Below are 23908 nucleotides of genomic sequence, written 5' to 3' on the forward strand. Positions count from 1 at the left end.
CGCGCGCACCGCATCGAGGTCGTGCTGCGCCTGGATATAACAGAAGGCGGTGGAGCGGTTCTCGCCGTTGGCACCGGAGAGCGTGTGCGGCACCGACAGGCGCTCGAGCGGCGCGAGGGTGAGTCGAGCGACGCCGCGTTCTGTCACGTTGGCAGCCTGCACCACCTCGACCAGGTCTGCCGCGAGCAGTGGCAGCCCGTCATGCTCTTCCGAGTCAACATCGGCCTCGACCGTTAGTTGCAGCGCCGCCTGCTGGCGCCGCAGCCAGCTGACGATCGCGCGTGCGCGGCCTGGCCCAATACGCGGAATCGAGCGCCACCAGCTGGCGCCGCGCCGATTACAGAACGCAACGAGCCCACCCAGCGTCGTGATGCCCTCGCCTTTCAGCCGCCGCGCGACGCGCGGACGCAACCAGGCGCCGATCGCGTGATCGGGGTGAGGTGCCGCCGCGGCCAGTTGCGCGGCTTCAGTCACCATCCGGAACGTGACGCCGGTCAGCTTCACTTGACCATGCTGCCTGATCGACCCACGCAGGTGATCGGCGAGCACCGTCGAGCCGTGGGCGAGCGCGAGCTGCACCAGGGTGTCGAGCATCTGGCTGAGATGCCGCTCCATCGCACCGGGCGTCGCCGCATGCGGGTCGGCGTCGGGATCGTAGTAGGTGCGCGCGATCACCGCGGGCGCGATGCGTTCCACATACGCGCGCAGCGCCGTGAAATCCTTTGTCGTGAAGCCGCGCTCAAGGGTCAGCTTCTCATCGGTGAGCTTTTCCGGGGGACGACCGGATGAAACACCGCGCGGGTCAGTCATCGCCACCCGCCTTGCCGTCCGATGGCTCGGGTGAGTCGGGTGACCCCGGCGACCGCGGCATGAACCCACGCAGCTCAGCGTGCGCCTGCGCCAGGAACACCTCGGGCCAGGTCCCGCACAGGATCTCGAACGGCACGCGCGCAGCGAGCAGCCGCGCGGCCAGTCGCACGTCCTCGGAGCGTTCGCCCCACGCCTCCCCAAACAACACGCGCTGCACCAGCACCACGGCACCGCATTCCGCGATGCAGTCGAGCACCGGCGCGAAGGACGGCTGTTCAAGCAGTGCCGGTCCATAGGTCTGGGCGAGCGCCGTCAGCACCGCGAGCTCGATGCGCGATGGCCGGACTGGCAGGATGGGCACCGCATCCTGGTGCGCCGCTAACCGTGCAATCGCCGCCCGTCGCTTGAGCGCAACCGCTTCATCCAGTTGCAGAACGACGCGCGCGACCTCCCGATCTGAAAATCCGTCTTCGCCTTGTGCCACGGACCGCTGCTCTCTGTTGTAAATGGGAATTCGAGGATTTTACCCCGCAAACGCCATCCCGATAATAGGATTTATCAGGCTTGACGAGCCGGACGCGGGTGACGGCTTTTGTCGCTCGAAACGCAGCTGGTGCAGCCTGCCGCCCTGCCCTATGCTGGTCTTTAGGCCCCATCGAGGAAAGGCAAGCCCGGGCCCGACGGCGGCCGAAATGAAGCCATGACACGCAGTGACTCCACGTTGTGGATTTACGTTCAGCCTGACGGACGGTGGTGCGGCCACTATGTCGACGCCTACCGCGCCTTCGACATCGCGCGAGACTGTGTCTCGCCGGAAGTGGTCGAAGCCGCTGTGGTCGACGGCCTGGGCGTGCGTCCGACGCGCATTGACGTCGAGCCGCTAGACATCGGCGAGCCGTCCAAGCAAAGCGACGCCCAGCCGCTGACTCTGGCGTATGAACAACGCATGCTGGCCACGGCGAATCGACACATCGGTGCGGCGCGTGCGCTCATCCGCGCGCTGGAGGACCGGCTGGCGACGCTCGCGCGCGACGGGCACGATACCGCGCGGGGAGACAGATTGTTGGGGTTTTCCGCGAAACGCTGCGGACGATGGTCGAACACCGCGCCAGCTCATCGTCGAACACATTGCGCGCCTTCTACCCGTCGGGACCAAGTTCAGGCGGGCGACGCATAACCGACGAATCCGCGCGGGTAAGCAGTCCTGTAGCCGCGAACCCAAGCCTGGGTACATCCCGGCTTTATTCCTCATCAAGGCTTGGCTGACCCGGGCAAAAGCTGATCGAGCCAGCGATCAGTTCCGGGCGCCCCCGCTAGCGTTCATCGACTCCACACGTCAACGTTCGTTGACACTTGAGGGATAGCCAATTTCCCCCGGCGCAACGGATGTACGCCATGAAATCCAAAATTTAGCTTTAGGACCAGTCGCGCTGTTGACACTTGAGGGATCGACATTGACATATGGGGGACTGGAAAGCTTCGTGGCACTCGCGTCACTAATGACTTTTGAGGGATTTCCGGTTATCGCTGGCGTCTTTCTCCGCTCAAACGAAGCCATAGCGACTACATCCCTGAACTTATCCACAGCGTCGGTGGATAAGCCTGTTGAAAACCCTCGGGTCATATTGACATTTGGGGGACAGAATCATGACAGATGAGGGACGCAATGTTTGACACTTGAGGGATCGACTATCGACATATGAGGGACATAGGTATTGACACATGAGGGATTTCCTCATATCGAAAACCTATGCCAAATCAATCCCTTACAAGCGTTTTGTGAGTGCGCTAACCCTGCTTTTAACCTTGTTTTTAACCCTATAAATTAACCATATCACTGCTGCAAGATTAAGCAGCCCCGCCAGCCGACTCAGTTCATATGCAAATGCATCGGTTACTTCTCAACTCCAGCACTTACCCCTTCCGCAGTCCACGGGTTGTGGACATGTCGCAAGCGACACCGTGTGCACAACCCATGGACGGCGAGGCCGCCCACAGGTTGCACACACTTGCCCACAACAGCCATAGTGCGCCGAGCGTCCAACCAGCTACGAATGAGATAGAAAAACCTAAAACACCCCGGCCACGCTTGGCTTTCGGCGATGACCCGCTGTCCTCTCTCCTATCTTCAAAGTCTCTAATCCTTGCATTCATGTCCTTGTTTCAGCCTTGCTGTCGATGACGTCCTGCCCCATCCCCCATCTGTCAATGAAAATGCACTTTCCATTGCTAGCCGCCCTCTTTTAGCGGCTAAAAATCCACCCAGCCGATCTAGCTGCGAAGTTTGTACGCCAAAAGAGGAAGCAGGCCCGTTCGCCGAATAAGGTGGGCAGGCCTTTTTTGATTTGTTTAGCTAAATTTAACTCGAATTATAGGTCTTTAAGGCCTATATTAAGTCTTAAGGGCCGGGCATTTCGCTCAGGTCCGCCACCGGAGAAATCTGATGAACACCCTAGCTATCTCGCGCATTGCCGACGCTGTTGTGCCGGAATCCGAACGCATAGCGTTCCTGCCGGCGTTCTTTGGTGAAAGCCTGATGCTGTACGGCGAGGCGCTCGTCTATAAGCGGATGGGCCGCCTGTCGCCTCAATACGTGGGTGGACTCTGGCAGTTTCACACCCTCTCGAACGGCGGCTATTACATGGCACCTACCCTGCCAGCGCGACTGCGCCTAGTTGTGGCCGGCAACGGCTTCGATGGTTTCATGTCGGCCGATGCGGCCGGTATCGTCGCAACGCTTTTTGCTTTGGGTCAGCTTTCCGCGACCGAATGCGAGCCCGATCGCTTCGGTGAGCTTTATCACGCGCTGCGTGAGTACGTGGACTGGCACTCGGAAGCTGGCTTTATCTGGCGCGCTATTGACTGATGAGGGATGGCCCCGACTATGACCCGGGGCCACTACCGGAGCGGCGAAGAATGGGCAAACAAGGACAAACGGCGTCGATGGATCGCGACCAGTACGCAGCGGAGCTGGCCGACGAACTGCCGACCGACGATGACGAGCTTCTAGCCATCGCGGCAGCGGCGATAGGCGAGCTTCACGCGGCCGTAATCGCTGGCGATTTGACTATGGCCGAGCAGGCGGCGCAGCGGTACGAGGCTTGTATCTGGAAATGGAACGGGGGAACGTTCTTCGGGAGTTCAGGCGACGAGACGGCGACCGGTAACGTGATCGGGCGGCATTGCCGAGCCGAGCCTTGCGCCGATGTGGGGTCAACGCGGAGCGTTCCTTGTCGTGGTCGACGGCGTTCGTGGAGTACCGGATAAACCGCGCTGGCCGACAGGTGGCCGCGGTCGATCCGAACTGCATTCAAAGCCTGTATCACATGGACGATCTTGAGCCTGTCGAGGGGGAGTCGGACAGTAAAATCGAATAATTCATAACGCGAGTCGCACCATGACCGAAACAACCATTAGGGTTGCCTGCTTGGGGCCCTACTCCGAAACTTGGGAGCGACCGACTGGCGAGGAAGTACGCGAAATTTTGCGGCGTGCTGGTTTGAGCGGCGCACAGGCCGCAAAGCTGGTGGGCGTGTCCGATAGCCGCCAAGTGCGTCGTTGGACCGGAGATAATGCACCCATCTCGTACTCGGCGTGGGCCATCCTTTGCGATTTCGCAGGGATCGAAAAAATCTGGATTGAACGCCAAACGTGATGCGGCAGGACCCAGCGGATTCAGGAAGGCGCAATGCAAACTGCCGTGAAGTCTTGCCACGGTGGCTAGGTGAGGGACGCCCCGGAGCGATCCGGGGCGTTTGACCCGAAGCTGGCACAGCGAGTCACAAGCAAGCGGAGAGCGAGCTTGCAGGCACAATTCAACCTGTAACGACGCCAAGGGTCAAGAAATGTCCAAGATCATCAAGTTTCCTACGATGGCCGAGCCGCCCAAAGCGCAGGCGGCTCCTGCGCCAAAGGCGCAGAGCGGCGGCGCTCTCGCGGGCATCGTAAAGGCCGTATGGGTTGTCACGGTCCTTGTGTGGCCGATCTTGCGTTGGATCGTTGCGCTCGATGTGGTGTTTCAGTTTGTGCGGATGCTTTGGTATTGGCATACGCCAGGCACGCATGCAGGGTGGCTGTTTCTGCTGCACTTCGGCGTGCTCGCTGCCCTTACCTATTTCGTGTCGCTATACAAACCAAAAGAGCTGCAATGCCGCTGACTAAACAACACAGGGAATTTTAGCGGCTAAAAAATGCTTGACCGCGCATATATGTTTAGCTAAACTCATATGATGATTTGGCGGCTGGCACCGCCATTTTTCAACCCTAGCGCGGAGAGCAATCTATGGGTGGATTCCATGAAGAAACGGCTAACGGAGGCGCAGTTTCAGGCTGCCATCCGGGATATGGACGTGGGCCAGCAAACCCTCGACATAGCCCGGGCGGTGCTAGTCGAGGGAGTGCCGCAAGCGACCTTCGTCTCATCGCTGAAGTTGACGAGGGGCGCCGTATCGCAGGCAGTGCATCGCGTGTGGGTGTCGCACGAGGAGCGGAGCGTTCCGGAGGGCTACGAGCGAGTAACCGCAGTACTCCCGGCGCATCAGGCGTTCATCGTAAAGAAGTGGGCAAACGAGGCAGCGAAAAAACGGAACCTCACAAATGAAGACTCTAGTCACGGCAATTCAGAAGGGCGGCCAAGGTAAGACGTTCGCAACGTGCCACTTGGCTTTCGACTTCCACGAGCGCGGTTTGCGTGTTGCTGTGGCAGACATGGATACCCAAGGCAATGCCTCGTACACCCTTGAGGGTCACGAGTCGGGCTTCGCAGCAAGCCGTTTGATTACTGGCAATCCGGACGAACTGCGCAAGCACTTTGGCGGGCGCGAGGACAACGGTCTCGTTCTGATTGAAGCCGACGCGCCGTTGGCAAACGTCGAGGGCAACATGAAGGCGGGCGAGGCGGCTGCCAAGCTGCGGGACAACATCGAGGCGCTGGCCGAGTTCTTCGACGTGCTGCTGATCGACACCCCGCCGTCTCTTGGAGTCATCATGACTGCGGCCGTTGTGACGAGTGACTACATGCTGTCGCCGGTGGAAATGGAGGCCTACAGCCTGCACGGCATGAAGAAGATGGTTGCTGTAATCGGCAACCTCCGCAAGCAGAACCCGAAGCTGCGCTTTCTCGGCATGGTTCCCAACAAGGTAGATGCGCGCAAACCGCGTCACGTGGGCAACCTGACCGACCTTCGCAATGCCTACCCGCAGCTTGTGACGCCCATCAGCATAGGTTCACGTGACAGCATCGCGGAGGCGCTGGGCGAGCAGATGCCCGTATGGAAGATCAAGAAAACGGCCGCACGCGTCGCCACCAAGGAAGTGCGAGCGCTCGCTCAATACGTGTTCGAAAAGATGGAGATTGCATGATGACCGCGACGGCCAAGAACGCCACGAAAAAGCAACAGGAAGGCCGCAAGGGCAACGGTTTGGGCCTGGACAGCATTGGCGACCTGTCGGGCTTGCTCGACACCCCCGCGGCCGCTGGTCACGCCAGCGCCGGCCCCATCGAGCTTCCCCTTGACCTGATTGACGAAGATCCGAATCAGCCGCGCACAGCCGACAATCCAGGCTTTTCGCACGAAAGCATCGCGGAGATTGGCGCGACGATCAAACAGCGCGGCGTCAAGTCGCCCATTTCGGTCAGGGAGAACCTGGAAATGGACGGGCGTTTCATCATCAACCACGGCGCACGGCGCTACCGTGGCTCGAAGTGGGCGGGCAAGGAGTCGATCCCAGCTTTTATCGACAACGACTACAACGAGGCCGATCAGGTTATCGAGAACCTGCAACGCAACGAGCTGACGCCGCGCGAGATTGCGGACTTCATCGGTCGCGAACTGGCGAAGGGCAAAAAGAAAAGCGACATTGCCAAGGAGCTCGGCAAGTCGCCGGCCTTCGTCACGCAGCACGTCACGCTGCTGGACCTGCCGGAGTCGATTGCCGGGGCGTTCAACGCTGACCGTGTGCGGGACGTGACCGTAGTGAACGAACTGGTAACGGCCTACAAGAAGAAGCCGCAGGCAGTTAATGCGTGGCTTGACGACGAAGAACAGGAAATCACGCGTGGGTCAGTGAAGCTGCTGCGCGAGTTTCTGGACGACAAGGCCCGCGATCCAAACACCGTGGACGCATTCAGCAGTAAGACCGATGCCGAAACCGAAGGCGAGCAGCAAGGTCCGACCGACGACAATTCGGGCGGCCAGGCGAAAGCTGCAAAGGAACCGGACCCGGACAAGCTCAAGAAGGCTATCTTGCAGGTTCGTCACGATGACCGGCCTGCCCGGTTGATCCTTACCAAGCGTCCCCCGATCGAGGGCTTTGCATGGATCAAGTACGACGACGACGGCCACGAGGTGGAGGCCAACTTGACCGAAGTGCAGCTTGTGGCACTGGTTGAGGGCTGACGCCGGCCGACCACTCCCGATAGCGGCCCCGCGCCAACCAAGCCCGCCCTCGAGCGGGTTTTTTTTCGCCTACGGCCTTGGAGGACGCGGAAGCGACTTGCCAAGGTAGAGAGAGGTACACGGTTTGCAAAACGTGTGGAGTCCCCGCAGGCAGTACGCGAGAAGAAGGCCCTCTGCGTGCCGCGAATTTGCGCGCCATGCAAACGCAGAGCAATGATCTGCTCGAAACGCGCAAAGCAAGCAATAGTTAAAGTGAGGGGAGGGCAGGGTAGAACAAAAATTGACTAATAAATCGAAAGTGTTCAGCTAAAATCTTTGTAGTATTTGCGCGACATTTATGCAATGAAGAAGCCACAGCGCAGCGCGACGGTGCCGTTATCCCATGCTTGTGTCATGGGTCAATCAACAGACCGCAACCTATGACGTTCAATCAGGGTGGCCGGAGGGAGTTAGAACAATGAGACACCGCGTACTCGTCATGAACGGTCAGAGAATTGTTCAGAACGAGCAGACCACAGGGGCATGGCAGACGGAGCACGTAGACAAAGCCGGCCAGCTTAAACCCGGCATTTACAACATTTACGCAGCGACGGCGGCCGACAAGGGAAAAGCGTACGAAGGTGTCATCGTCCACGCCGACAAACAGGCCATTTACCAGCAGATCGGCAAGCAATTTGTGAAGCACGAACGCGCAGATTTCGATAAAGTACCTGAACTCGGGAGCGCGAAAAGCATCACATATGACCAGCCTACCGGGCGCGCACAGGTGGCCGCCGCCTCTGAAAAGTTGGGTAAGAAACTCTCCCGATAGTTTTAGCCGCTAAAAACAGGAGCTATCGCATGAGTGCTGCCACTGATCGTCAACCCCAGCGCCTCACGGACATGCCCGGCTCGCGCCGCGCGTCCGATGTTCAGCGGCAGGCGGATGCCTTGCTTGAACAGACGGAGGAAGTGCAGGGCGAACAGCAGGCGGCGCTTGAAACCGCTCCCTTGGCGTCGGGATACAGCGTGGCACTTGCGGCGCAGATCGAGGCCAAGCAAGACCAAGCCGCTCGAATCGAGGACCGCCTAGAAGGCCTCATTGAGCGGCAAGAATCGCAGCTTATGCGGATCGAAGCCAGGCAACCGGGATTGCTTGCTCTGCCCGGCCAACGTGTTCGCTGGCAAGGCCAAATGCAGCAACAGCAGGCTCTCTTGCAGCGCCTACACACCCGGCTTGAAAGCGTTCGCGAAATCAAAGACGGCATGGGCGTACATGCGCCGCGCATCGAGGAGATGGCGACGCGGAAGCTCCGCGCGCAGCAGCCCGAGCTGGCCGAGGAATGGGACGAAATGCGCGAGGCGGCACGCCGTCACCAAGTGCATATGCGCAAGAAGGAGCAGGAACGCCGTCAGCAAATCGCGCGCGAGCGCACTGACGAGGGCGGTCAAGGCATCGGCCGTTCGCGTAGCCTCAACCTTTCTCAGACGCCACTTTGATGGTCGTTTGGTCCTGAAAAGGCTCACCAATCCAGACAGCAAAAAGCCCGGTCGCGCCCGGCTTTTTGCTGTCGGCGGGCAGTCGTTCAATGCCCTAGCGAGGCCCACGCAACCACGCCGGCTGCCAAAAGCGTGATCGCTGCGGCCGCCAGATTCCACATCGACAGACCGCGCGCGGCCTGGATCTGGCGACGCGCCCCGGCCAGCGCATCATCGACTTCCTTGCGGACCACAGCGGCGACGGCCACCGCGCCGTCATTCAAGGTTTTTGCCATCGCTTCCTTGCTGGCTGTCATCGCCGCGTTCAGAATCCGCTCGGCCTTTACCTTTGCGTCGCTGCCCCAGCGCGTCGCGATGCCTTCCAGTTCTTCCTTGTACTGTTCGAGCATCGCTTCCTGCGCACGCTGGCTGTCGAGCATCAGGCGATTGTTGATCGTCTGCAAGATCAGAATCGGGTCGTCGCGACTCACGGCGACGCCGTGTTTCGCGGCGATTTCCTTGATAAGTTCCTCTAGCTGGTCTGCTTCACCCATCACAGCACCGCCGCGTTGTCGAGCTGCGCGTAGATCTGATCGCGCACGAGCTTCAAACGCTGACGTGCCATGATCGTGCGTGACGGCAAGGCAATCGCCTGGTCAAACGTCAACCGCTCTTGCAGCATTTCGGTCAGGTCGCGGCCGTAGGTTTCTTCCTTGAGTGCCGGCACCTGAACGATGGCCGACACACGGTCTTTGTGTTCCTTGTAGGCCTTCATCTGCTCGAATCCCTTGCCCTCGTGTTCGACCGGCCCCCAGTACGGATTGAGCCACACGACAATCGCGGTCTCTGCAGGAAACTGCCGGGCGACCTGCGCGAAGCCGCTTATGGTGTCCACGAGCGACTGACCGCCCGTGATCGACGTGTGGACGATGAGCTGGTGTCCCATCTCGTGTAGCAGGGCCGGTACTTGGTTGCTGATGAGGTAATGCGAAAGCGGCACGAACGAGCTGGCCCCGTTGTCGATAATCACGTCATCCGTCGCCGGCGCGACCATTTCAACCAGCGCGTCAAAGTTGCGGGAGTTGATTTCGTCGCCTTCCATGATTTCGAGACGGCGCACGTTGAGGGACTGGAAGCCGGCGAATGTTGCGTTCACCGGGTCAGTATCGACGCAGAGCGGTCTCTGGCCCTTGTGGGCCTTGTACTGCGCCGTGTTCACGGCGATGAACGATTTGCCGACGCCGCCTTTGCCTTGCAGGGTGATGTGGATCTTCGCCATTACAGTAAGTCCTTCTTGTCGGGGTTCGGATTAAAGGTGAAGCCGGGGATGCGATCCGGCTTCTCCGTGGGAATTGCCTGCGCATCGCTGGGCGGTTTCGCAGCGTTACCGCCCCGCTGCGTTCGGCGCGATTGCTGCGTTGTCACTGCGGATGATTTCGCGCTTGCGGCCGGCGCGTGTTCCGGGGGTGCGTCCTCGGCGCGGGCCTTGATGTATCGCCTCGCGTGCGCGCGAAATGTCTCGTATGAAAACTTCACCACGCCGGTATCGCTCATGTGCTCCCAGATCGTTGTGAGGGCATATCCGGCTTCCAGCGCCTCTATGACCTTTTCCTTCACGGCAAGGAAGGCGACCGCTGCTTCATCGCGCCGGCGCCTCTTTGATGACCGGGTTTCGACCCATGATGCCAAGTCGTCGGTATAGCTTTTGGGCATTGTTTTTCGCTCGCCTCTCGTCTGTATTTCTCTGCATTTGTCGGCATCCAACCTGTAATTGCCCGGTGGATCGGCCCCGCATTCCTTCTTTCAGCCGTGCGTCTCTGCTTTCGTCGCATTATAGGCTTCGTTTCTGTATATCCGTCAATTTCTTTCCGATATACAGAAATTTACCGCGATGTTGCTGTAGACTTTCTTTGGCGTATGCAACGCCGTAAGGCGGGCAAGATAGGTGAAGTAGGACCACCGGCAAGCAGGTGTTCCTACTTCACTCCTCCCTTATTCGCGCCTTTGGCGCTCAACGGGAATCTTGCTCTGCGAGGCCAGCGGCTACCGCCGCCATAAGGGAGAAGCGATGCAAGCGAAGACGACGCGCAAGGGCAGCACGCCGATCAAGGTGTACTGCCTGCCCGACGAGCGGGCTGCCGTGCAAGCCAACGCCGATGCGGCCGGCTTGAGCCTTTCGACTTATCTGCTGCGCGTGGGTATGGGCTACGAGATTCAGGGCATCCTCGACCACGGCCGCGTGCATGATCTGGCGAAGGTCAATGGCGACCTCGGCCGCCTTGGCGGTCTGCTCAAACTCTGGTTGACGAACGACGCCCGCGTTGCCGATTTCACGCCGGCCACGATTCGCGCGTTGCTCGGGAAGATTGAGGCGACGCAAGACGAGCTGCGCAGGGTCATGACCGAGGTCGTACAGGGATGATTCTTTTAGCGGCTAAAACGGCAAGGGGGGATGTGTGATCGCGCGGCATATTCCCATGCGACAGGTCAGGAAAAGCAATTTCCGCGACCTCGTTCAATACATGACTGATCCGCAGAGCAAGCAAGAGCGGGTCGGGCAAACTTCAGTCACGAATTGTCATCAGGACGTGGCGCTCGATGCCGCTTTCGAAGTACAGGCGACGCAGGCACTCAATACGCGCACCGAAGCTGACAAGACCTATCACCTGCTGATTTCCTTCCCGCCCGGCGAGTCGCCGTCCGATGACGTGCTGCGCGACATTGAAACACGCCTCGTCGCCTCGCTCGGCTATGAAGACCATCAGCGCGTCAGTGCAGTCCACCACGACACCGACCACCTGCACATTCACATCGCGATCAACAAGATTCACCCGACGCGACACACGATCCACGAGCCGTATCGCGACTACCGCACCCTTGGCGAGATGGCCGCGAAGCTCGAAATCGAGCACGACTTGCAGCGCGTGAACCACACATCGCGCAAGGTTGCGTCCGAGAACCGGGCTGCCGACATGGAATATCACGCAGGCGTCGAAAGCCTGCTTGGGTGGATCAAGCGTGAGTGCGTGGACCAAATCAAGGTCGCACAGAGTTGGGCTGAACTGCACGCCGTTATGCAGCGCAATGGCCTCGATCTGCGCGAGCGTGGCAACGGGCTAGTGATCGTTGACGGTTCGGGCTTGGGTGTCAAAGCCAGCTCTGTTGCGCGCGAGCTGTCCAAAGCCAAGCTCGTATCCCGTCTTGGTGCCTTTGAGCCGCGTGCGACGCGCGGACCATCGCCGGCGATCATCGAAGCGCGCCGTGCGCAGGCCCCGCGCGTCGAGAAGGTCGGCCAGCGGCCGCCGCCGCGCAGCAGGTGGCGTACGCCCAGCCTCGACGCGGTTGGCGTGCTGCATATCAAGAGCGGCACGCGCTACGAGCAGCGGCCCGTCTACGCGAAGAAAGTCAGCACCGTGGAGCTTTACGCCCGGTACAAGGCCGAGCAGGAAAATCTTGGCGCAGCCCGCAACGGCGCGATGGCACGAGCGCGAGCGGAGCGCGACCGGAAGATCGAGGCCGCAAAGCGTACAGGTCGCCTCAAACGTGCGGCGATCAAGTTGATGCGTGGTGCGGGCGTCAACAAGAAGCTGCTGTATGCCCTCGTCGGTAAATCCTTGCAGGAGGGCATACAGAAGGCGAATGCCGACTTTCTGAAAGCCCGCGACACCGCCTATGCGACCCATCATCGTCGCGTGTGGGCCGACTGGTTGCAGGCGAAGGCCAAACAGGGCGACCAAGGGGCTCTTTCCGCGCTGCGCGCTCGCGAAGCCCGGCAGAGCCAGTCCCGCAACACCGTCGGCGGGTTTCAGGCCCGTCGAACAGGCCCGGTGCCGGGCCTCAAACCCGACAACATCACGAAGGCCGGAACGATCATCTATCGCGTCGGTTCGACCGCCATTCGTGACGATGGCGACCTGTTGAACGTCTCGCGCGGTGCCGGCGATCACGGCTTAGAGGCCGCGCTTCGCATGGCGATCTACCGCTATGGCGAGCGTATCGCCGTGAACGGCACCGATGACTTCAAGGAGCGCGCCGCGCAAGTCGCGGCCGCCGCACACCTCAGCGTGACGTTTGACGATGCCGCGCTCGAGAAACGCCGGCAGCAGCTTGCCAACGACGCGGTCGCACGCGAGAAGCACGCCGAATTTACTCCCGCGCAGGCCGCCCGCGCAGGCGCATTCCACGAGGACGCCTTGAGCGAGCGCGACGACGCTGCAAGCCGTTCGCCCATCTCAACCAAGAAGGAGCAAGCCCATGAGCAACGAGCCCAACCAGCAGCACGATCCGAACACGCCAGCGACGAACGAGGACGAGCAGATCGCGGCCGCGATGGCGTTGCTGCAAGAATCAGCGTCGGTCGAGGCCTCGGACGTCCCATCGGAATTGGAAGGCATGGAGCCAACGGGCGCACAGCCATTCGAGGCGCCCCAGGGGCCAACAAGCCCAACGTTGGACGCGTTGGAACCGCACCGCCGCCCGCAAGCACCCACCGTCTGCGAAACCTGTCCCAACTCGGTGTGGTTCAGCTCGCCGGAGGAAGTGAAGTGCTACTGCCGCGTCATGTATCTGACCGTGTGGGAGAGCGCGAAGCCCAACGTGATAACGGGCTGCGACGGGGTGCTCATCGGACAGGAGGAATAGCCGCGGCGACCCTCACGGCAGCCGACAAGTACATTGTCGAGCGAGAGTCCAAGCGCACTAAAGGATTCGATATACCGAAGCACCGGCGATATAATGAAAATGACGCGGGCGCGGTGAGGTTTGCCGGACTACGCCAAGTTGAGGGCGAATCGCTCGCCCTCTTGAGGCGTGATGAAGAAGTGGTTGTGCTGGCCGTCGATGCAGCTACAGCGCGCCGGATGAAACGGCTGTCCCTTGGCAATGACGTATCGCTCACCAACAAGGGCACCCTCAAGACGAAAGGAAGAAGCAGATGAGAGAGAAGCCGAACAATGCAGTCGGCCCGCAGGTTCGAGGGACGCGGGCCAAGAGGAACAAGCTGGTGCCGGTGCTTGCCCTTACCTCGATGGCAGCGGGCTTGCAGGCCGCCACGCAATACTTCGCGCACACGTTCAATTATCAGCCGACACTTGGCGCGAACTACAACCACCTGTATGTGCCTTGGTCAATCCTCTCGTGGTACGGCAAGTGGGGCGAGCAGTTTCATAGCTACTTCTTAGCAGCCGGCAGCATCGGCACGATGGTTGCCGCCGGCGGCCTTATTGGCACGGCAATCGTAAAGACGTTCGGGGCGAACTCGGCCAAAGCCAACGAGTATCTGCACGGTTCCGCGCGCTGGGCGAACAAGAAGGACATTGAAGGATCCGGGTTGCTTGGCAACGACGAAGGCGTGTACGTGGGCGCGTGGGAGGACAAGGACGGCACGCTTCACTATCTGCGACACAACGGCCCCGAGCACGTCTTGACCTACGCGCCAACCCGCTCTGGCAAGGGCGTCGGTCTCGTGGTGCCCACGTTGCTGTCGTGGCCGCACAGCACGGTCGTTACCGACCTCAAAGGCGAATTGTGGGCGATGACGTCCGGATGGCGTCAGAAGCACGCCAAGAACAAGGTCATTCGTCATGAGCCGGCCGCAATCGAAGGCGGGGCCGCATGGAATGCGCTCGATGAAATCCGTGTCGGCACGGAGCATGAAGTTGGCGACGTGCAGAACCTCGCCACGCTGATCGTTGACCCGGACGGCAAGGGGCTTGAATCCCACTGGCAGAAGACCTCGCAGGCCCTCATCGTGGGTGTCATCCTGCACGTTCTCTACAAGGCCAAAAACGAAGGCACGCCGGCATCGCTGCCGTGCGTTGACTCCATCATGTCCGATCCCAACCGCGACATAGGCGAGTTGTGGATGGAAATGACGCAGTACGGCCACGTCAACGGCGAGAACCATCCGGTCGTCGGTGCGGCCGCACGAGACATGATGGACCGCCCCGAAGAAGAGGCCGGTTCGGTCCTGTCTACGGCCAAGTCGTACCTCGCGCTCTATCGCGATCCGGTTGTGGCTCGCAACGTCAGCAGGTCCGACTTCCGCATCAAAGACCTGATGAACCACGACCATCCGGTGAGCCTGTACATCGTCACGCAGCCGAACGACAAGGCCCGTTTGCGCCCGCACGTTCGCATCATGCTCAACATGATCGTGCGCCTGCTGGCCGACAAGATGGAATTCGAGCGCGTGCATGCCGACATGCCTTGGTGGCGTCGAATGCTCGCCAAGCTAGGTTTCAAGCAAGTCGCGCACTCCTACGTGCGCTCGAAGAAGTCCTACAAGCATCGCCTGCTGGGCATGATCGACGAGTTTCCGAGCCTCGGAAAACTCGAAATCATTCAAGAATCGCTCGCGTTTCTCGCCGGCTACGGCATCAAGTTTTATCTGGTTTGCCAAGACTTGAACCAACTCAAATCGCGCGAAACCGGCTACGGCCCCGACGAAACCATCACATCTAACTGCCACGTTCAAAACGCCTATCCGCCGAACCGCGTCGAGACAGCCGAACACCTGTCAAAGCTGACGGGACAAACCACGGTAGTCAAAGAGCAGATCACCACGAGCGGCAAGCGCGCGAGCGCGATCCTCGGGCAAGTCTCGCGCACGATTCAGGAAGTGCAACGACCCTTGCTCACGGTGGATGAGTGCTTGCGGATGCCGGGGCCGAAGAAGGATGCCGAGGGGCAAATCACCGAGGCCGGCGACATGGTTGTGTATGTCGCGGGCTATCCCGCGATCTACGGGAAGCAGCCGCTCTACTTCCAAGACCCGATTTTCGCGGCGCGCGCTGCGGTGCCCGAGCCGCAAGCGAGCGAAAAACTACGCTTCGCGCACGAGCCGGCTGCAGGAGAGGCGATAACGATATGAACAGGGCCATCAAGCGCGTGATTGCATCGGTCGTTGTTGCCGGCGTTGGCTTCGTGGCTGCGGGCGGGACGATGTATGCGGCGGGTGCGCGCGTCAACACGAGCAAGAGCATTCCGCTCGGGCTGTACTGGACCAGCAGCGCGCCGATCACCAAAGGCGAATACGTCATCTTTTGCCCGCCACAGCGGACCGTGTTTGATGACGCGAGAGAACGCGGCTACATCGGTCCGGGTTTTTGCCCCGGCAATTACGGCTACATGATGAAGAAGGTTTTAGCCGCTAAAGGCGACACGGTTTCAGTGACGCCGCAGGGCGTCACCGTCAACGGTGGACTGCTACCGCACAGCAAGCCGTTGCGTGTTGATACGGCCGGCCGTCCACTGCCCTACATGAGCGATGAACGCTACACGCTGGGCGAATCCGAGCTGTTGCTGATGACCGACCGTAGCGAAACGTCATTCGACGCGCGCTACTTCGGACCCGTCAGCCGTGAACACGTGAAATCGGTGATCCGGCCGGTTTTCACTGGGTAAGAAAAACCAAAAAGTGAGGGCATAGCAATGCGTTTATTCATCGCTGAAAAGCCGTCCGTTGCCAAGGCCATCGCCGGCGAGCTTGGCACAACCGGGAAGGGCGACGGTTACATCGAGTGCGGTAACGACACAATCACATGGTGTTTCGGGCACATGCTTGAACAGGCCGACCCCGACGCCTACACCCCTGAAGACGTGCCGCGCAATCCCACCAGCGGAAAGAAGATCTGGCGTGTCGAGGAACTGCCGATCATTCCCGAATCTTGGATCATGCAACCTCGCGAGGACGCGAAAGCGCAGCTCGCGGTCGTCGGTCGGCTGCTTAAAAACGCGGCCGAAATCGTCAACGCGGGCGATCCCGACCGCGAAGGCCAGCTACTCGTTGACGAAGTTCTCGAACATTTCCACTGCAACAAGCCGGTGCGTCGCTTTTGGGTGCAAGCCCAAGATTCCGTTTCTGTGCAACGAGGACTTGCTGCGCTCAAAGACAACGTCGAGTTTCGCGGCTTCGCCGGCGCAGCGCAGGCGCGCGGTCGCGCCGACTGGCTGATCGGCATGAATTTCAGCCGGGCTTACACGCTGCGCGCGCAGCGCGGTGGCTCGCGCGCGCTGCTGACTATTGGCCGCGTGCAGACTCCGACGCTCGCTCTCGTGGTCGCGCGCGACCGGGAAATCGAGGCTTTCAAGCCGATCCCGTATCACACCATCCGAGCGGCCTTCAAACACGAAGGCGGTGTATTCCTCGCCGCGTGGCGTGCGCAGGAGGACCAGGCCGGCTTGGACCCCGAGGGGCGACTCACCGACACGGCCATCGCAAACAAGCTGGTCGAGTCCGTCAGCGGCCAGCCGGGGAAGGTCATCGAGTACAAGCAGGAGCCGAAGAAAAAGGCACAGCCGCGCGCCTATTCGCTGTCGGACATCACCCTCTTGGCGTCCAACAAATTCGGCTACAGCGCCACAGACGTGCTCGATGTGTGCCAGTCGCTCTATGAGATACACAAGCTCACCAGCTATCCGCGAACCGACTGCGCTTTCCTTCCCGAGTCGCAACACGCCGACGCGCCGCGCGTGCTCGACGCCATCAAGGACGCCTACCCGGACGTGGCTGGCTTGGTCGAGGGTGCCAATCCCAAGATCAAGTCAAAGACTTGGGATGACAGCAAGATCACCGCGCACCACGGCATTATCCCGACCATGCACAAGGGCAGCATCGCCGGCCTGTCCGAGCAGGAGCGCAATATCTATGACCTGATCGTGCGCGCGTATCTCGCGCAGTTCTATCCGCTGCACGAGTACCTTGCCACGAGCGTCGCGCTCGACGTTGCCGGCGAACGCTTTGAGGCAAGCGGCAAGGTCATCACGCGTAACGGCTGGCGAGACGTGTACGCCGAGGCCGACGAAGAAGCCGAGGCCGAGACGGATGGCGGCGAACAGGCCTTGCCGGGCATGACGAACGGCGACGCCGTGTCATGTGTAAAGGCCACGCGGGTAGATGCCAAGACCAAGGCCCCGAGCCGCTTCACCGAGGGCACGCTACAGCGTGCGATGGAGAACATTCACAAGTACGTGACCGACGCAGAGCACAAAAAGCTGCTGCGCGACGGTGACGGCATCGGCACTTCTGCCACGCGGGCGTCGATCATTTCCGAGCTGAAACGCCGGAACTTCCTTGAGGTGAACGGCAAGCAGATTATCAGCACGACTCTGGGGCGCAGCATGACCGACGCACTACCCGAAGTCGTAAAAAGCCCAGTCCTCACCGCCCTTTACGAACGCATGTTAAAGGCGATTGAGCTGGGTTCGTCAGACGTCGCCAGCTTCATCGAGAAGCAAGAGATTTTCGTTCGCGAACAGGTTGCCAAGGCGAACGACGGAACGGTGAAGATCGCCGGCGCGAAGGAAGCGCCGAAGATCTCCGAGACCCACAAGTGCATGGCGTGCGGCAAGGGCCTTGTCCGTCGCGCTGGCCAAAAGGCCGCCACATTCTTCTGGTCGTGCAGCGGCTATCCCACTTGCTCGCAGACGTATCCCGACGCCAAGGGCAAGCCCAACTACGCCATTCAACGCAAGGAGAAGTCAGCATGACTACCCCCGAGCTTCCCAACGACGAAACGAGTTTTGACGATGAAGCGAATTCGGCGGCCGCTCTCCGCGAGAAGCTGGCTGACGCCGAGACGCCGGGCTTTCAGGCCGAGTTCGATCCCGATGAAGCGGCCCGCGCCGGCGCGTTCGTAGAGGACGCATTGAGCGAGGCCGATGCGCTTGATACGGCCATCGATCTGATCGACGCGCAGAGTGACGACCAAGGGGACTAGCATATGGAACCGAAGAAGCCATTCTTTGAAGTCGTTGCGGAACGACTGATCGAGCAGCTCAAAGCCGGCACGGCACCGTGGCAAAGACCGTGGGAACCGGGCCAACCCGGCGCGTTCATTCCGATGAACCCGACCACGGGCAAGCGATACAAGGGCATCAATGCGATTCACCTGATGGGTCAAGGTCGCACCGATTCGCGCTGGCTCACCTACAAACAGGCGGTCGCTGTCGGCGCACAAGTGCGACGCGGCGAGAAAGGCACGCCGATCCAGTATTGGAAGTTCACCGAGGAAGAGCCCAAAACCGACGAACAGGGCGGCCCCGTTCTCGACGCGAAAGGCGAACCGGTCATGGAGGAAGTGAAGCTTGAGAGGCCGCGAGTATTCTTCGCGACCGTGTTCAATGCCGAGCAGATCGACGGTTTGCCGCCGCTGCAACGGAAGGAACAGACATGGGATGCCGTGGAGCGCGCGGAGCGCATCTTGCACGCGTCCGGCGCCGCTATCCATCACGGGGAGCACGACCGCGCGTTCTATCGGCCCGCGACCGACAGCATCCACTTGCCGCACAAGGGCCAGTTTCCGACCGCCGACAATTACTACGCGACGGCGCTGCACGAGCTGGGCCACTGGACCGGCCACTCGCACCGCCTGGACCGCGACTTGGCGCATCCCTTCGGGAGCGAAGGGTAAGGAGAGAACAACATGCAGTTCAAGAACCGAGCAAGCGCCGAGGGCGATACGAAGGTCTCCGTTCACAACGGCAGCCGCCTAATCGACCGGTATATGGAAGGCCAGTGGATGACGATGAAAACGCTCCCCGACTCCGGATTGCCGAGCGGCGTCTACCACCTGGCCGACGCCACGAAGGCCGCAAAGAACGTCCATCCTCAGACGTTCGGCGGCCAAGTCTTGCACGTCGATCAAAGCAGCGCCTACCAGCTTTCCAGCAAGGGCATCGTGCAGCACAACCTAGCCATTTTCCAGAAAGAGCCTACTGTCGGCCAGTGTTACGAGGTGTCGTACAGTCGAGGCGTTGGCACGGTCAAAGGCGAAGTCAGTCAGACCGAGGGCGCGAAGCTTGAAAGCCGTCGAGCGCACAGCCTCTAACGGAATCTCGTGAGTGACATGAACAAAGGCCGGGTAGTAACTCGGCCTTTGTTTTGCGGCCGAGACGGACCAACGCACCCGACTTCAACAGTGGAGACGTTTTGAGCATGAAAGTCGAACACCGGGAATGGACGATTGACTCACACCCCGAAAAGAAGGGCTTTCACTGGCACGCATGGGTCGAGGTGGAGCGCGGCCCTTGGGAGGACGAAGACCAAGGACAAATCTTCCTTTTTTCGATATCGGATACTTCGACACCGAGGCCGCGGCGTACGACAGAGCTATCGCTTGGGCGCGAGCATGGCTCGATAGCAATTTCTAACGAGCCTGCTTGGTCAGGTCAAAGTGGCCGGGCGTATCTGCCCATGAGTCGAATACGCGCCGCTGCCGTTCATCGACGTGACCGGCCTGATCGAGCGACAGCAAGCGAATGGTTGTCTTGCCCTTCGGGGCTTGCAGCATGTTCATGCCCAGTGCCAGTGCCACTTTCTCAGGGGAATCGAAATTAGATCGAAGCACGCGACGGACGCCAGATGCGATGAGGTCTGCAACCTGAACGCCCGAAAATGTCTCCGAGTCAACGTAGCGAAAGTCGTCGTTGACTAGTTTCCCGACGTTCACGCTGTTCGTAGCGGCCTCAGGAGCGTCCAACCCATAGGTTTCTTTCAGGTAATTCGGCTCCTTACCGGGTTCATACTCGAACCGCTTGAAGTGACGGTAATCTGCGCCTTCGAGAGAAATCATGGGCTCTCGCAGACCCTTGGACTGCAAAAGAGCGGGCAAGATTTTTCGGAACACTTTCTCGTACCGATTCGGGATTCGATCTTTCTGATCAACGCGCCATCGAAAGTTCGCCAAGGCGACCGGTTCTCGTTGGACGTAGTACAAGGGTGCATACTGCAAAACCGTGTACACAAGTTCGACCTGTAGAACGAGCTGTGTGTAGAGTTGTAGTGGCAACGCGCTGATTTCGTTCGCAAGGTCCGAGACTGCGCGCCGGCCGTCCTCATAGATCATTTTGTCGATGTGCTCGACAATCTTGCGGGTCTGCATCTGCTGATGAAATTCTATTTGCTCGCGACGATGCAGGCTCACATCGACGGCGACGGCAAATGCCATCCCCCCAACTTGCTCAGGTCGGTCAAGAACGTGATGTAGGCTGCTTCGTCGGGAATAGCTCCGAGCTTCACTTCTCGCCCTGCACCGTACTTAAAGCGCAGTTGCGATACAAGGGTCTCCAAAGAACGACGCTTCGATTCTGGCAGAACGAAGACCGCGATTGCGCACCACGCGTTCTCGTTGTCGGTGAACGAGGACGTTCCCGACTCGTCAACAAATATAAACATGGATCAGTAACCAGCGGAGCGCTCGTCGACGGACTCATAGCTTAACCTATGGGAGTTCGCCGCCGTTGAGGATTGAGGTAGGCTCAGGATTCGGACGAAAACGTACGATAGCCGCGCTGCACATGACAATATCCGGTGGCCAGACGCAGCCCTTGCATTGCCGAGGGAAGCCGGTCAATGGTGGACGGCAGCGAAAAACGAAAGGAACCCGGTCTCATGGAACTTGCGCGCATGACAATCTGGAGCTTTCCCTTGACCGGTGGCAGGAATGCACTGGCATCTGCACCAGATGGAAGCCCACTACCATGAGCCGGACGGGTTCCGCTATTCCCTCAATTCCTTCATCCGGGCCGTCAAGGAAGTGCCGCTGAAACTGCACAACGATTTGACGGCGTGATCCTGAAGTGAGGGCCAAAATCAAGCCGCTCCAGGAGGCGGTTTCGGGGAATGACCTGTTCCAGAAGCTCGGGAAACAGCGCGACTTTATCGTTCACCACGGGGCGCTGAATCTGAACAGCCGCGGCAAGATCGGCACGACCGAGGGCGCGAAGATCAAATTCACGTTTCCCTTCGCAGTGCATCCTTGGGAATCGTCCGATGAAGCCTATGAACGGTACAAGGCAATCTGCCAGACCAGAAAAATGACGCGCGGTCTTGGGCCGGATTGCGATTCCGCGCCGGCGCTCTGGCGCACCTGGCTGGCCGGGTGCAGCGTCAGCCAGGTCAAGCGAGTGTGGGCGATGCGCGAGAGCACCGCAATAAAAACTTCCTTCAGTGAAAGGAGCCGTCATCAGATGATCGAGCGAGCTGCACATCAGGCTTTCGTATACGGCTTCATCGCTGATCGGCTGGCCGTCGAGTGCTTTAGACATATCGACGGCAATCGCGGCTTTGAGGGCATCCGCCTTGGCATTCCAAACGTCCGTGATGAATCAGATCCTCTATCAAAGTGAAGAACAGGTAGCCCGCGTGACTCATCGGTATGCGAATGATCCACAGGGCTGTCAGATGCGCCGGGTAGTAGGCGTAAAACGCCCACTTCCAGCGCGTGCAGCGCACATCGATGCGCGTGGCGGCTGCAATCACCGGTAGCGCGGCGAGTGCCCAGAAGTCGCGGTTGATAAAAGCCAACGACGCACAGGCCAGAACGGCGACTAACAGCGCCGTCGCCGTGGGGCGTTTCGCGTAGAACCACAGGGCAACGCCCATGAGGATCGCGGGCCACCAAAATTCGACCGAGCTGCCGCCGAGCAGCGCGACAGCGCACGCTGCGACCCTGTTGGCCTTGCCGCCGCGCTCGAGAAAGAACAACGTGGCCGTCAGGACCACCAGCGTGAACAGGATGTTGAGCGGCCACCACCCGGCCAGCAGACCGCTCAAGGCAATGAAGGCCGGCGTCGCAAGCGCGCCAAACACCGCGAGGCGGCCTATCGTGCGCGGATATACGCCGCGCACGAGCGTACCCGGCCGGGCAAGGTTGAACGCCAGGACGGAAACGAAGATAGGCATGACGGCGCGGCCGGCATCGAACACCAACGGCACCGAATCGTTGAGCAGGTACTTGTTGACGTGATCGCCCGTCATCAGCAGCAGGCCGAGCCACTTCAACGCTTCGAGCGTGCCGTCTGCAATATGCAGTCGCGGCAGCGAAAGCCGTTCGGCAGTGACCGTTGCGACAGTAACCGTGTTTTTCTTGTTCATGCAATCTAGCCGCTAAATTTAGGAATGCGGATGGGTTCAAGGCTCACGAGCGAGGGTGGTTCCATTGGCCCCCCCTTGCTTGTGTGTAGCCGGCGCGAACACGGCCGCCAAGGCGGCCGCTGCGGCGGCGTTGTAGTGGCGAACCGGCATCGATGCCTTGACGACCTGTACGGGCTGCGCAGGAGCCGCTACAGCGGGCTTAGCCGTTGCCCCCTGCCCTGTCCTTGGCGTCGCATCTTCGGCCGCTACGGCGGCCACAACAGGTTTGCGCGGCTGCGTGGCGTCGAACGTTGGAAAGCGCACGACCAGCCACTTTTCCCACTTGCCAGCACGCTTCATGAGGGACGCGCGGTAGACGGCGTTGTACTGTGGCGTGCGCGAGTGGTAATTCGCGGCTCGCGTCCAGATGTCGCCCTGATCGTTGCGTAAGTGACCGCGCAAGCGCCACGCGGCCAGATCGTAGGAGTAGCACCCGCCTTGTGCTACGTCTTGGGCTGTGATCCCGTACTTGCGCAGCTGCGCCAGATAGACCGTATTGAACTGCATCGGCCCCACGTCTCGAGTGCCGTTCGTGTTCTCGACCCACTGGCCGGGCTTGCCGGCCTCTTGTTCGGCCACTGCAAGCACGATGTTCGCGGGAACCTCGTACTTGACGGCGGCCGTGATTGAGCAGACGACGCGCTCTTGCATTTGCGGAGGAAGGTCGACGAACGGCATCGTTACTGCCCGCCTATCGAATCATCGACCCAATGACCGCCATCGGTCGGATCGCCCACGTATCGAACGCCAAGAAGGTACGTGTACTGGCTGTTCGCGTAGGCCGAGCAGTTCGCGGGCTTGGCATTGCTGACGACAACAACGTTCTTCACATAGCAGCCGCTGCCGTCATCGAGTTGGGTCCAAGAATCGTCGGGCGGCGTCCATCCGCTGTTGCGGTTCCACCAAGCATTGCCCCCGGTTTGCCAGCCGTCTTGCGGGCAAATTTTCGTCTGTGCGACGGTGCGGTTGTTCGCGTTCAGATACGCGGCATCGCAACGGCCTGCGCCGTTCGCGATGTTATCGACAATCTGTGGCATATTGGCCGAGGACGTGTCTTGGGCGGTCGGGCACTGGTTCAGGAAGTTGCGCCGACCCTTGACGGTGTCGCTCCAGTACTTGTAGTTAATTCCGAAATACCGGTTCAGCGCCGGGCCGCACTCGCCGGGCCTCGTGCCCGACGACAGACAAAGGATTGCCTCGCAGGCCAGCTTCGGATCGCCCGTCAACTCCTGCCCCTGTTGTGCGAACACGGAGGTAGAACCGACGAGCGACCCGGCCACGACGCTCACTAGCGAAAGAAATTTGAGCTTGTTTTTCATAACTACAC

Annotated in this window: 29 protein-coding genes and 1 pseudogene; 21 read left to right on the forward strand and 9 right to left on the reverse strand. The window is 60.1% G+C overall.

The window, feature by feature from the left end; translation table 11 throughout:
• Nucleotides 1-810 (reverse strand): phage integrase family protein (locus tag AWB65_RS28655; RefSeq protein ID WP_327359212.1); only part of this gene is annotated, 810 nt, incomplete at its 3' end.
• On the reverse strand, nt 803-1294 hold the full coding sequence (locus AWB65_RS28660; RefSeq protein WP_087670352.1) for a hypothetical protein: 492 nt from the start codon (nt 1292-1294) through the stop codon (nt 803-805). The genes AWB65_RS28655 and AWB65_RS28660, both read right to left, overlap by 8 nt.
• 216 nt (nt 1295-1510) lie before the next feature.
• On the opposite strand from AWB65_RS28660, the gene AWB65_RS28665 reads away from it, so the two are divergent.
• The 11 genes from AWB65_RS28665 (at nt 1511) to AWB65_RS28710 (ending at nt 8687) form a co-directional block, all read left to right on the forward strand.
• Entirely contained in the window at nt 1511-1987 is a 477-nt protein-coding gene (locus AWB65_RS28665; protein ID WP_087670353.1) for a hypothetical protein, read from the forward strand.
• A gap of 1266 nt (nt 1988-3253) precedes the next feature.
• Nucleotides 3254-3676, forward strand: a complete 423-nt coding sequence (locus AWB65_RS28670) for an antirestriction protein (protein ID WP_087670354.1) — start codon at nt 3254-3256, stop codon at nt 3674-3676.
• A gap of 50 nt (nt 3677-3726) precedes the next feature.
• Nucleotides 3727-4077, forward strand: a complete 351-nt coding sequence (locus tag AWB65_RS36460) for a hypothetical protein (protein WP_087670355.1) — start codon at nt 3727-3729, stop codon at nt 4075-4077.
• Between the two features lie 17 nt (nt 4078-4094).
• A complete protein-coding gene (locus AWB65_RS38100) occupies nt 4095-4187 on the forward strand; it encodes a hypothetical protein (protein WP_510183498.1) in 93 nt (30 codons plus the stop codon).
• Nucleotides 4188-4207: 20 nt separating this feature from the next.
• Complete coding sequence (locus AWB65_RS28680; RefSeq protein WP_087670356.1) at nt 4208-4465, forward strand: helix-turn-helix domain-containing protein; 258 nt, start codon at nt 4208-4210, stop codon at nt 4463-4465.
• A 190-nt stretch (nt 4466-4655) separates the two neighbouring features.
• A complete protein-coding gene (kleE, locus tag AWB65_RS28685; protein WP_087670357.1) occupies nt 4656-4967 on the forward strand; it encodes a KleE stable inheritance protein in 312 nt (103 codons plus the stop codon).
• Nucleotides 4968-5153: 186 nt separating this feature from the next.
• The gene (locus tag AWB65_RS28690) at nt 5154-5450 is read left to right on the forward strand and encodes a TrfB-related DNA-binding protein (protein ID WP_235007818.1); all 297 of its coding nucleotides are present in this window, start codon (nt 5154-5156) and stop codon (nt 5448-5450) included.
• Complete coding sequence (locus AWB65_RS28695) at nt 5407-6171, forward strand: ParA family protein (protein WP_087670358.1); 765 nt, start codon at nt 5407-5409, stop codon at nt 6169-6171. The genes AWB65_RS28690 and AWB65_RS28695 overlap by 44 nt, the downstream gene beginning before the upstream one ends.
• A complete protein-coding gene (locus tag AWB65_RS28700; protein WP_200821819.1) occupies nt 6168-7208 on the forward strand; it encodes a transcriptional repressor gene korB in 1041 nt (346 codons plus the stop codon). Before AWB65_RS28695 ends, AWB65_RS28700 begins: the two co-directional genes overlap by 4 nt.
• A 478-nt stretch (nt 7209-7686) precedes the next feature.
• Nucleotides 7687-8019: a KfrB domain-containing protein gene (locus AWB65_RS28705; RefSeq protein ID WP_445344299.1), complete on the forward strand. Its 333-nt coding sequence runs from the start codon at nt 7687-7689 to the stop codon at nt 8017-8019.
• A 29-nt stretch (nt 8020-8048) separates the two neighbouring features.
• Nucleotides 8049-8687: an IncP plasmid survival protein KfrC family protein gene (locus tag AWB65_RS28710; RefSeq protein WP_087670360.1), complete on the forward strand. Its 639-nt coding sequence runs from the start codon at nt 8049-8051 to the stop codon at nt 8685-8687.
• 86 nt (nt 8688-8773) lie between these two features.
• Here AWB65_RS28710 and traM read toward each other — a convergent pair whose 3' ends face one another.
• From traM to AWB65_RS28725, 3 genes are read right to left on the reverse strand one after another with little or no spacing between them, the layout of a single operon-like run.
• The gene (gene traM / locus AWB65_RS28715) at nt 8774-9220 is read right to left on the reverse strand and encodes a conjugal transfer transcriptional regulator TraM (RefSeq protein ID WP_087670361.1); all 447 of its coding nucleotides are present in this window, start codon (nt 9218-9220) and stop codon (nt 8774-8776) included.
• Nucleotides 9220-9945 (reverse strand): PRK13886 family protein, encoded by a 726-nt coding sequence (locus AWB65_RS28720; protein WP_087670362.1) that lies wholly within the window; start codon nt 9943-9945, stop codon nt 9220-9222. Before AWB65_RS28720 ends, traM begins: the two co-directional genes overlap by 1 nt.
• Entirely contained in the window at nt 9945-10379 is a 435-nt protein-coding gene (locus AWB65_RS28725; RefSeq protein WP_087670363.1) for a TraK family protein, read from the reverse strand. Before AWB65_RS28725 ends, AWB65_RS28720 begins: the two co-directional genes overlap by 1 nt.
• A gap of 355 nt (nt 10380-10734) precedes the next feature.
• Between AWB65_RS28725 and traJ the strand changes: the two genes are divergently transcribed.
• From traJ to AWB65_RS37925, 8 genes and pseudogenes are all read left to right on the forward strand, one after another.
• Nucleotides 10735-11088 (forward strand): conjugal transfer transcriptional regulator TraJ, encoded by a 354-nt coding sequence (traJ, locus tag AWB65_RS28730; RefSeq protein WP_087670364.1) that lies wholly within the window; start codon nt 10735-10737, stop codon nt 11086-11088.
• Between the two features lie 34 nt (nt 11089-11122).
• Nucleotides 11123-13603 carry a TraI/MobA(P) family conjugative relaxase gene (traI, locus tag AWB65_RS28735; protein WP_087670365.1) on the forward strand — a complete coding sequence of 827 codons (2481 nt, stop codon included), beginning with the start codon at nt 11123-11125 and terminating at the stop codon, nt 13601-13603.
• Nucleotides 13600-15537 (forward strand): type IV secretory system conjugative DNA transfer family protein, encoded by a 1938-nt coding sequence (locus AWB65_RS28740; RefSeq protein ID WP_087670366.1) that lies wholly within the window; start codon nt 13600-13602, stop codon nt 15535-15537. Before traI ends, AWB65_RS28740 begins: the two co-directional genes overlap by 4 nt.
• 17 nt (nt 15538-15554) lie before the next feature.
• Nucleotides 15555-16070, forward strand: coding sequence for a conjugative transfer signal peptidase TraF (gene traF / locus AWB65_RS28745; RefSeq protein WP_235007815.1), 516 nt, complete (start codon nt 15555-15557; stop codon nt 16068-16070).
• 27 nt (nt 16071-16097) lie between these two features.
• Nucleotides 16098-18155, forward strand: a complete 2058-nt coding sequence (locus tag AWB65_RS28750; protein ID WP_087670368.1) for a DNA topoisomerase 3 — start codon at nt 16098-16100, stop codon at nt 18153-18155.
• Complete coding sequence (locus AWB65_RS28755) at nt 18152-18385, forward strand: conjugal transfer protein TraD (protein ID WP_087670369.1); 234 nt, start codon at nt 18152-18154, stop codon at nt 18383-18385. The genes AWB65_RS28750 and AWB65_RS28755 overlap by 4 nt, the downstream gene beginning before the upstream one ends.
• 3 nt (nt 18386-18388) lie before the next feature.
• Nucleotides 18389-19075, forward strand: a pseudogene (locus tag AWB65_RS37920) (ArdC family protein); the annotation flags it as partial.
• A gap of 15 nt (nt 19076-19090) precedes the next feature.
• A complete protein-coding gene (locus AWB65_RS37925; RefSeq protein WP_087670370.1) occupies nt 19091-19495 on the forward strand; it encodes a KfrB domain-containing protein in 405 nt (134 codons plus the stop codon).
• Nucleotides 19496-19813: 318 nt separating this feature from the next.
• On the opposite strand, the gene AWB65_RS28775 is transcribed toward AWB65_RS37925, so the two are convergent.
• Nucleotides 19814-20614 carry a DUF3800 domain-containing protein gene (locus tag AWB65_RS28775; RefSeq protein WP_087670371.1) on the reverse strand — a complete coding sequence of 267 codons (801 nt, stop codon included), beginning with the start codon at nt 20612-20614 and terminating at the stop codon, nt 19814-19816.
• A gap of 495 nt (nt 20615-21109) precedes the next feature.
• On the opposite strand from AWB65_RS28775, the gene AWB65_RS37660 reads away from it, so the two are divergent.
• Nucleotides 21110-21238 carry a hypothetical protein gene (locus AWB65_RS37660; RefSeq protein WP_268808265.1) on the forward strand — a complete coding sequence of 43 codons (129 nt, stop codon included), beginning with the start codon at nt 21110-21112 and terminating at the stop codon, nt 21236-21238.
• Nucleotides 21239-21245: 7 nt separating this feature from the next.
• Nucleotides 21246-21794, forward strand: coding sequence for a hypothetical protein (locus AWB65_RS35875; RefSeq protein WP_125474231.1), 549 nt, complete (start codon nt 21246-21248; stop codon nt 21792-21794).
• Here the strand turns inward: AWB65_RS35875 and AWB65_RS28785 are convergent.
• Genes AWB65_RS28785 through AWB65_RS28795 form a run of 3 tightly spaced genes read right to left on the reverse strand, consistent with a single transcriptional unit; the run spans nt 21706 to nt 23900 of the window.
• Entirely contained in the window at nt 21706-22542 is an 837-nt protein-coding gene (locus AWB65_RS28785; protein WP_087670373.1) for a TraX family protein, read from the reverse strand. The two genes, AWB65_RS35875 and AWB65_RS28785, sit on opposite strands and share 89 nt — an antisense overlap.
• Nucleotides 22543-22578: 36 nt before the next feature.
• Nucleotides 22579-23259 carry a transglycosylase SLT domain-containing protein gene (locus AWB65_RS28790; RefSeq protein ID WP_087670374.1) on the reverse strand — a complete coding sequence of 227 codons (681 nt, stop codon included), beginning with the start codon at nt 23257-23259 and terminating at the stop codon, nt 22579-22581.
• A gap of 2 nt (nt 23260-23261) precedes the next feature.
• Nucleotides 23262-23900 carry a TrbM/KikA/MpfK family conjugal transfer protein gene (locus AWB65_RS28795; protein ID WP_087670375.1) on the reverse strand — a complete coding sequence of 213 codons (639 nt, stop codon included), beginning with the start codon at nt 23898-23900 and terminating at the stop codon, nt 23262-23264.
• Between the last annotated feature and the right edge of the window lie 8 nt (nt 23901-23908).

Origin of the sequence: Caballeronia humi, assembly GCF_001544475.1 — a bacterium.
Classification (GTDB): Bacteria; Pseudomonadota; Gammaproteobacteria; order Burkholderiales; family Burkholderiaceae; genus Caballeronia; species Caballeronia humi.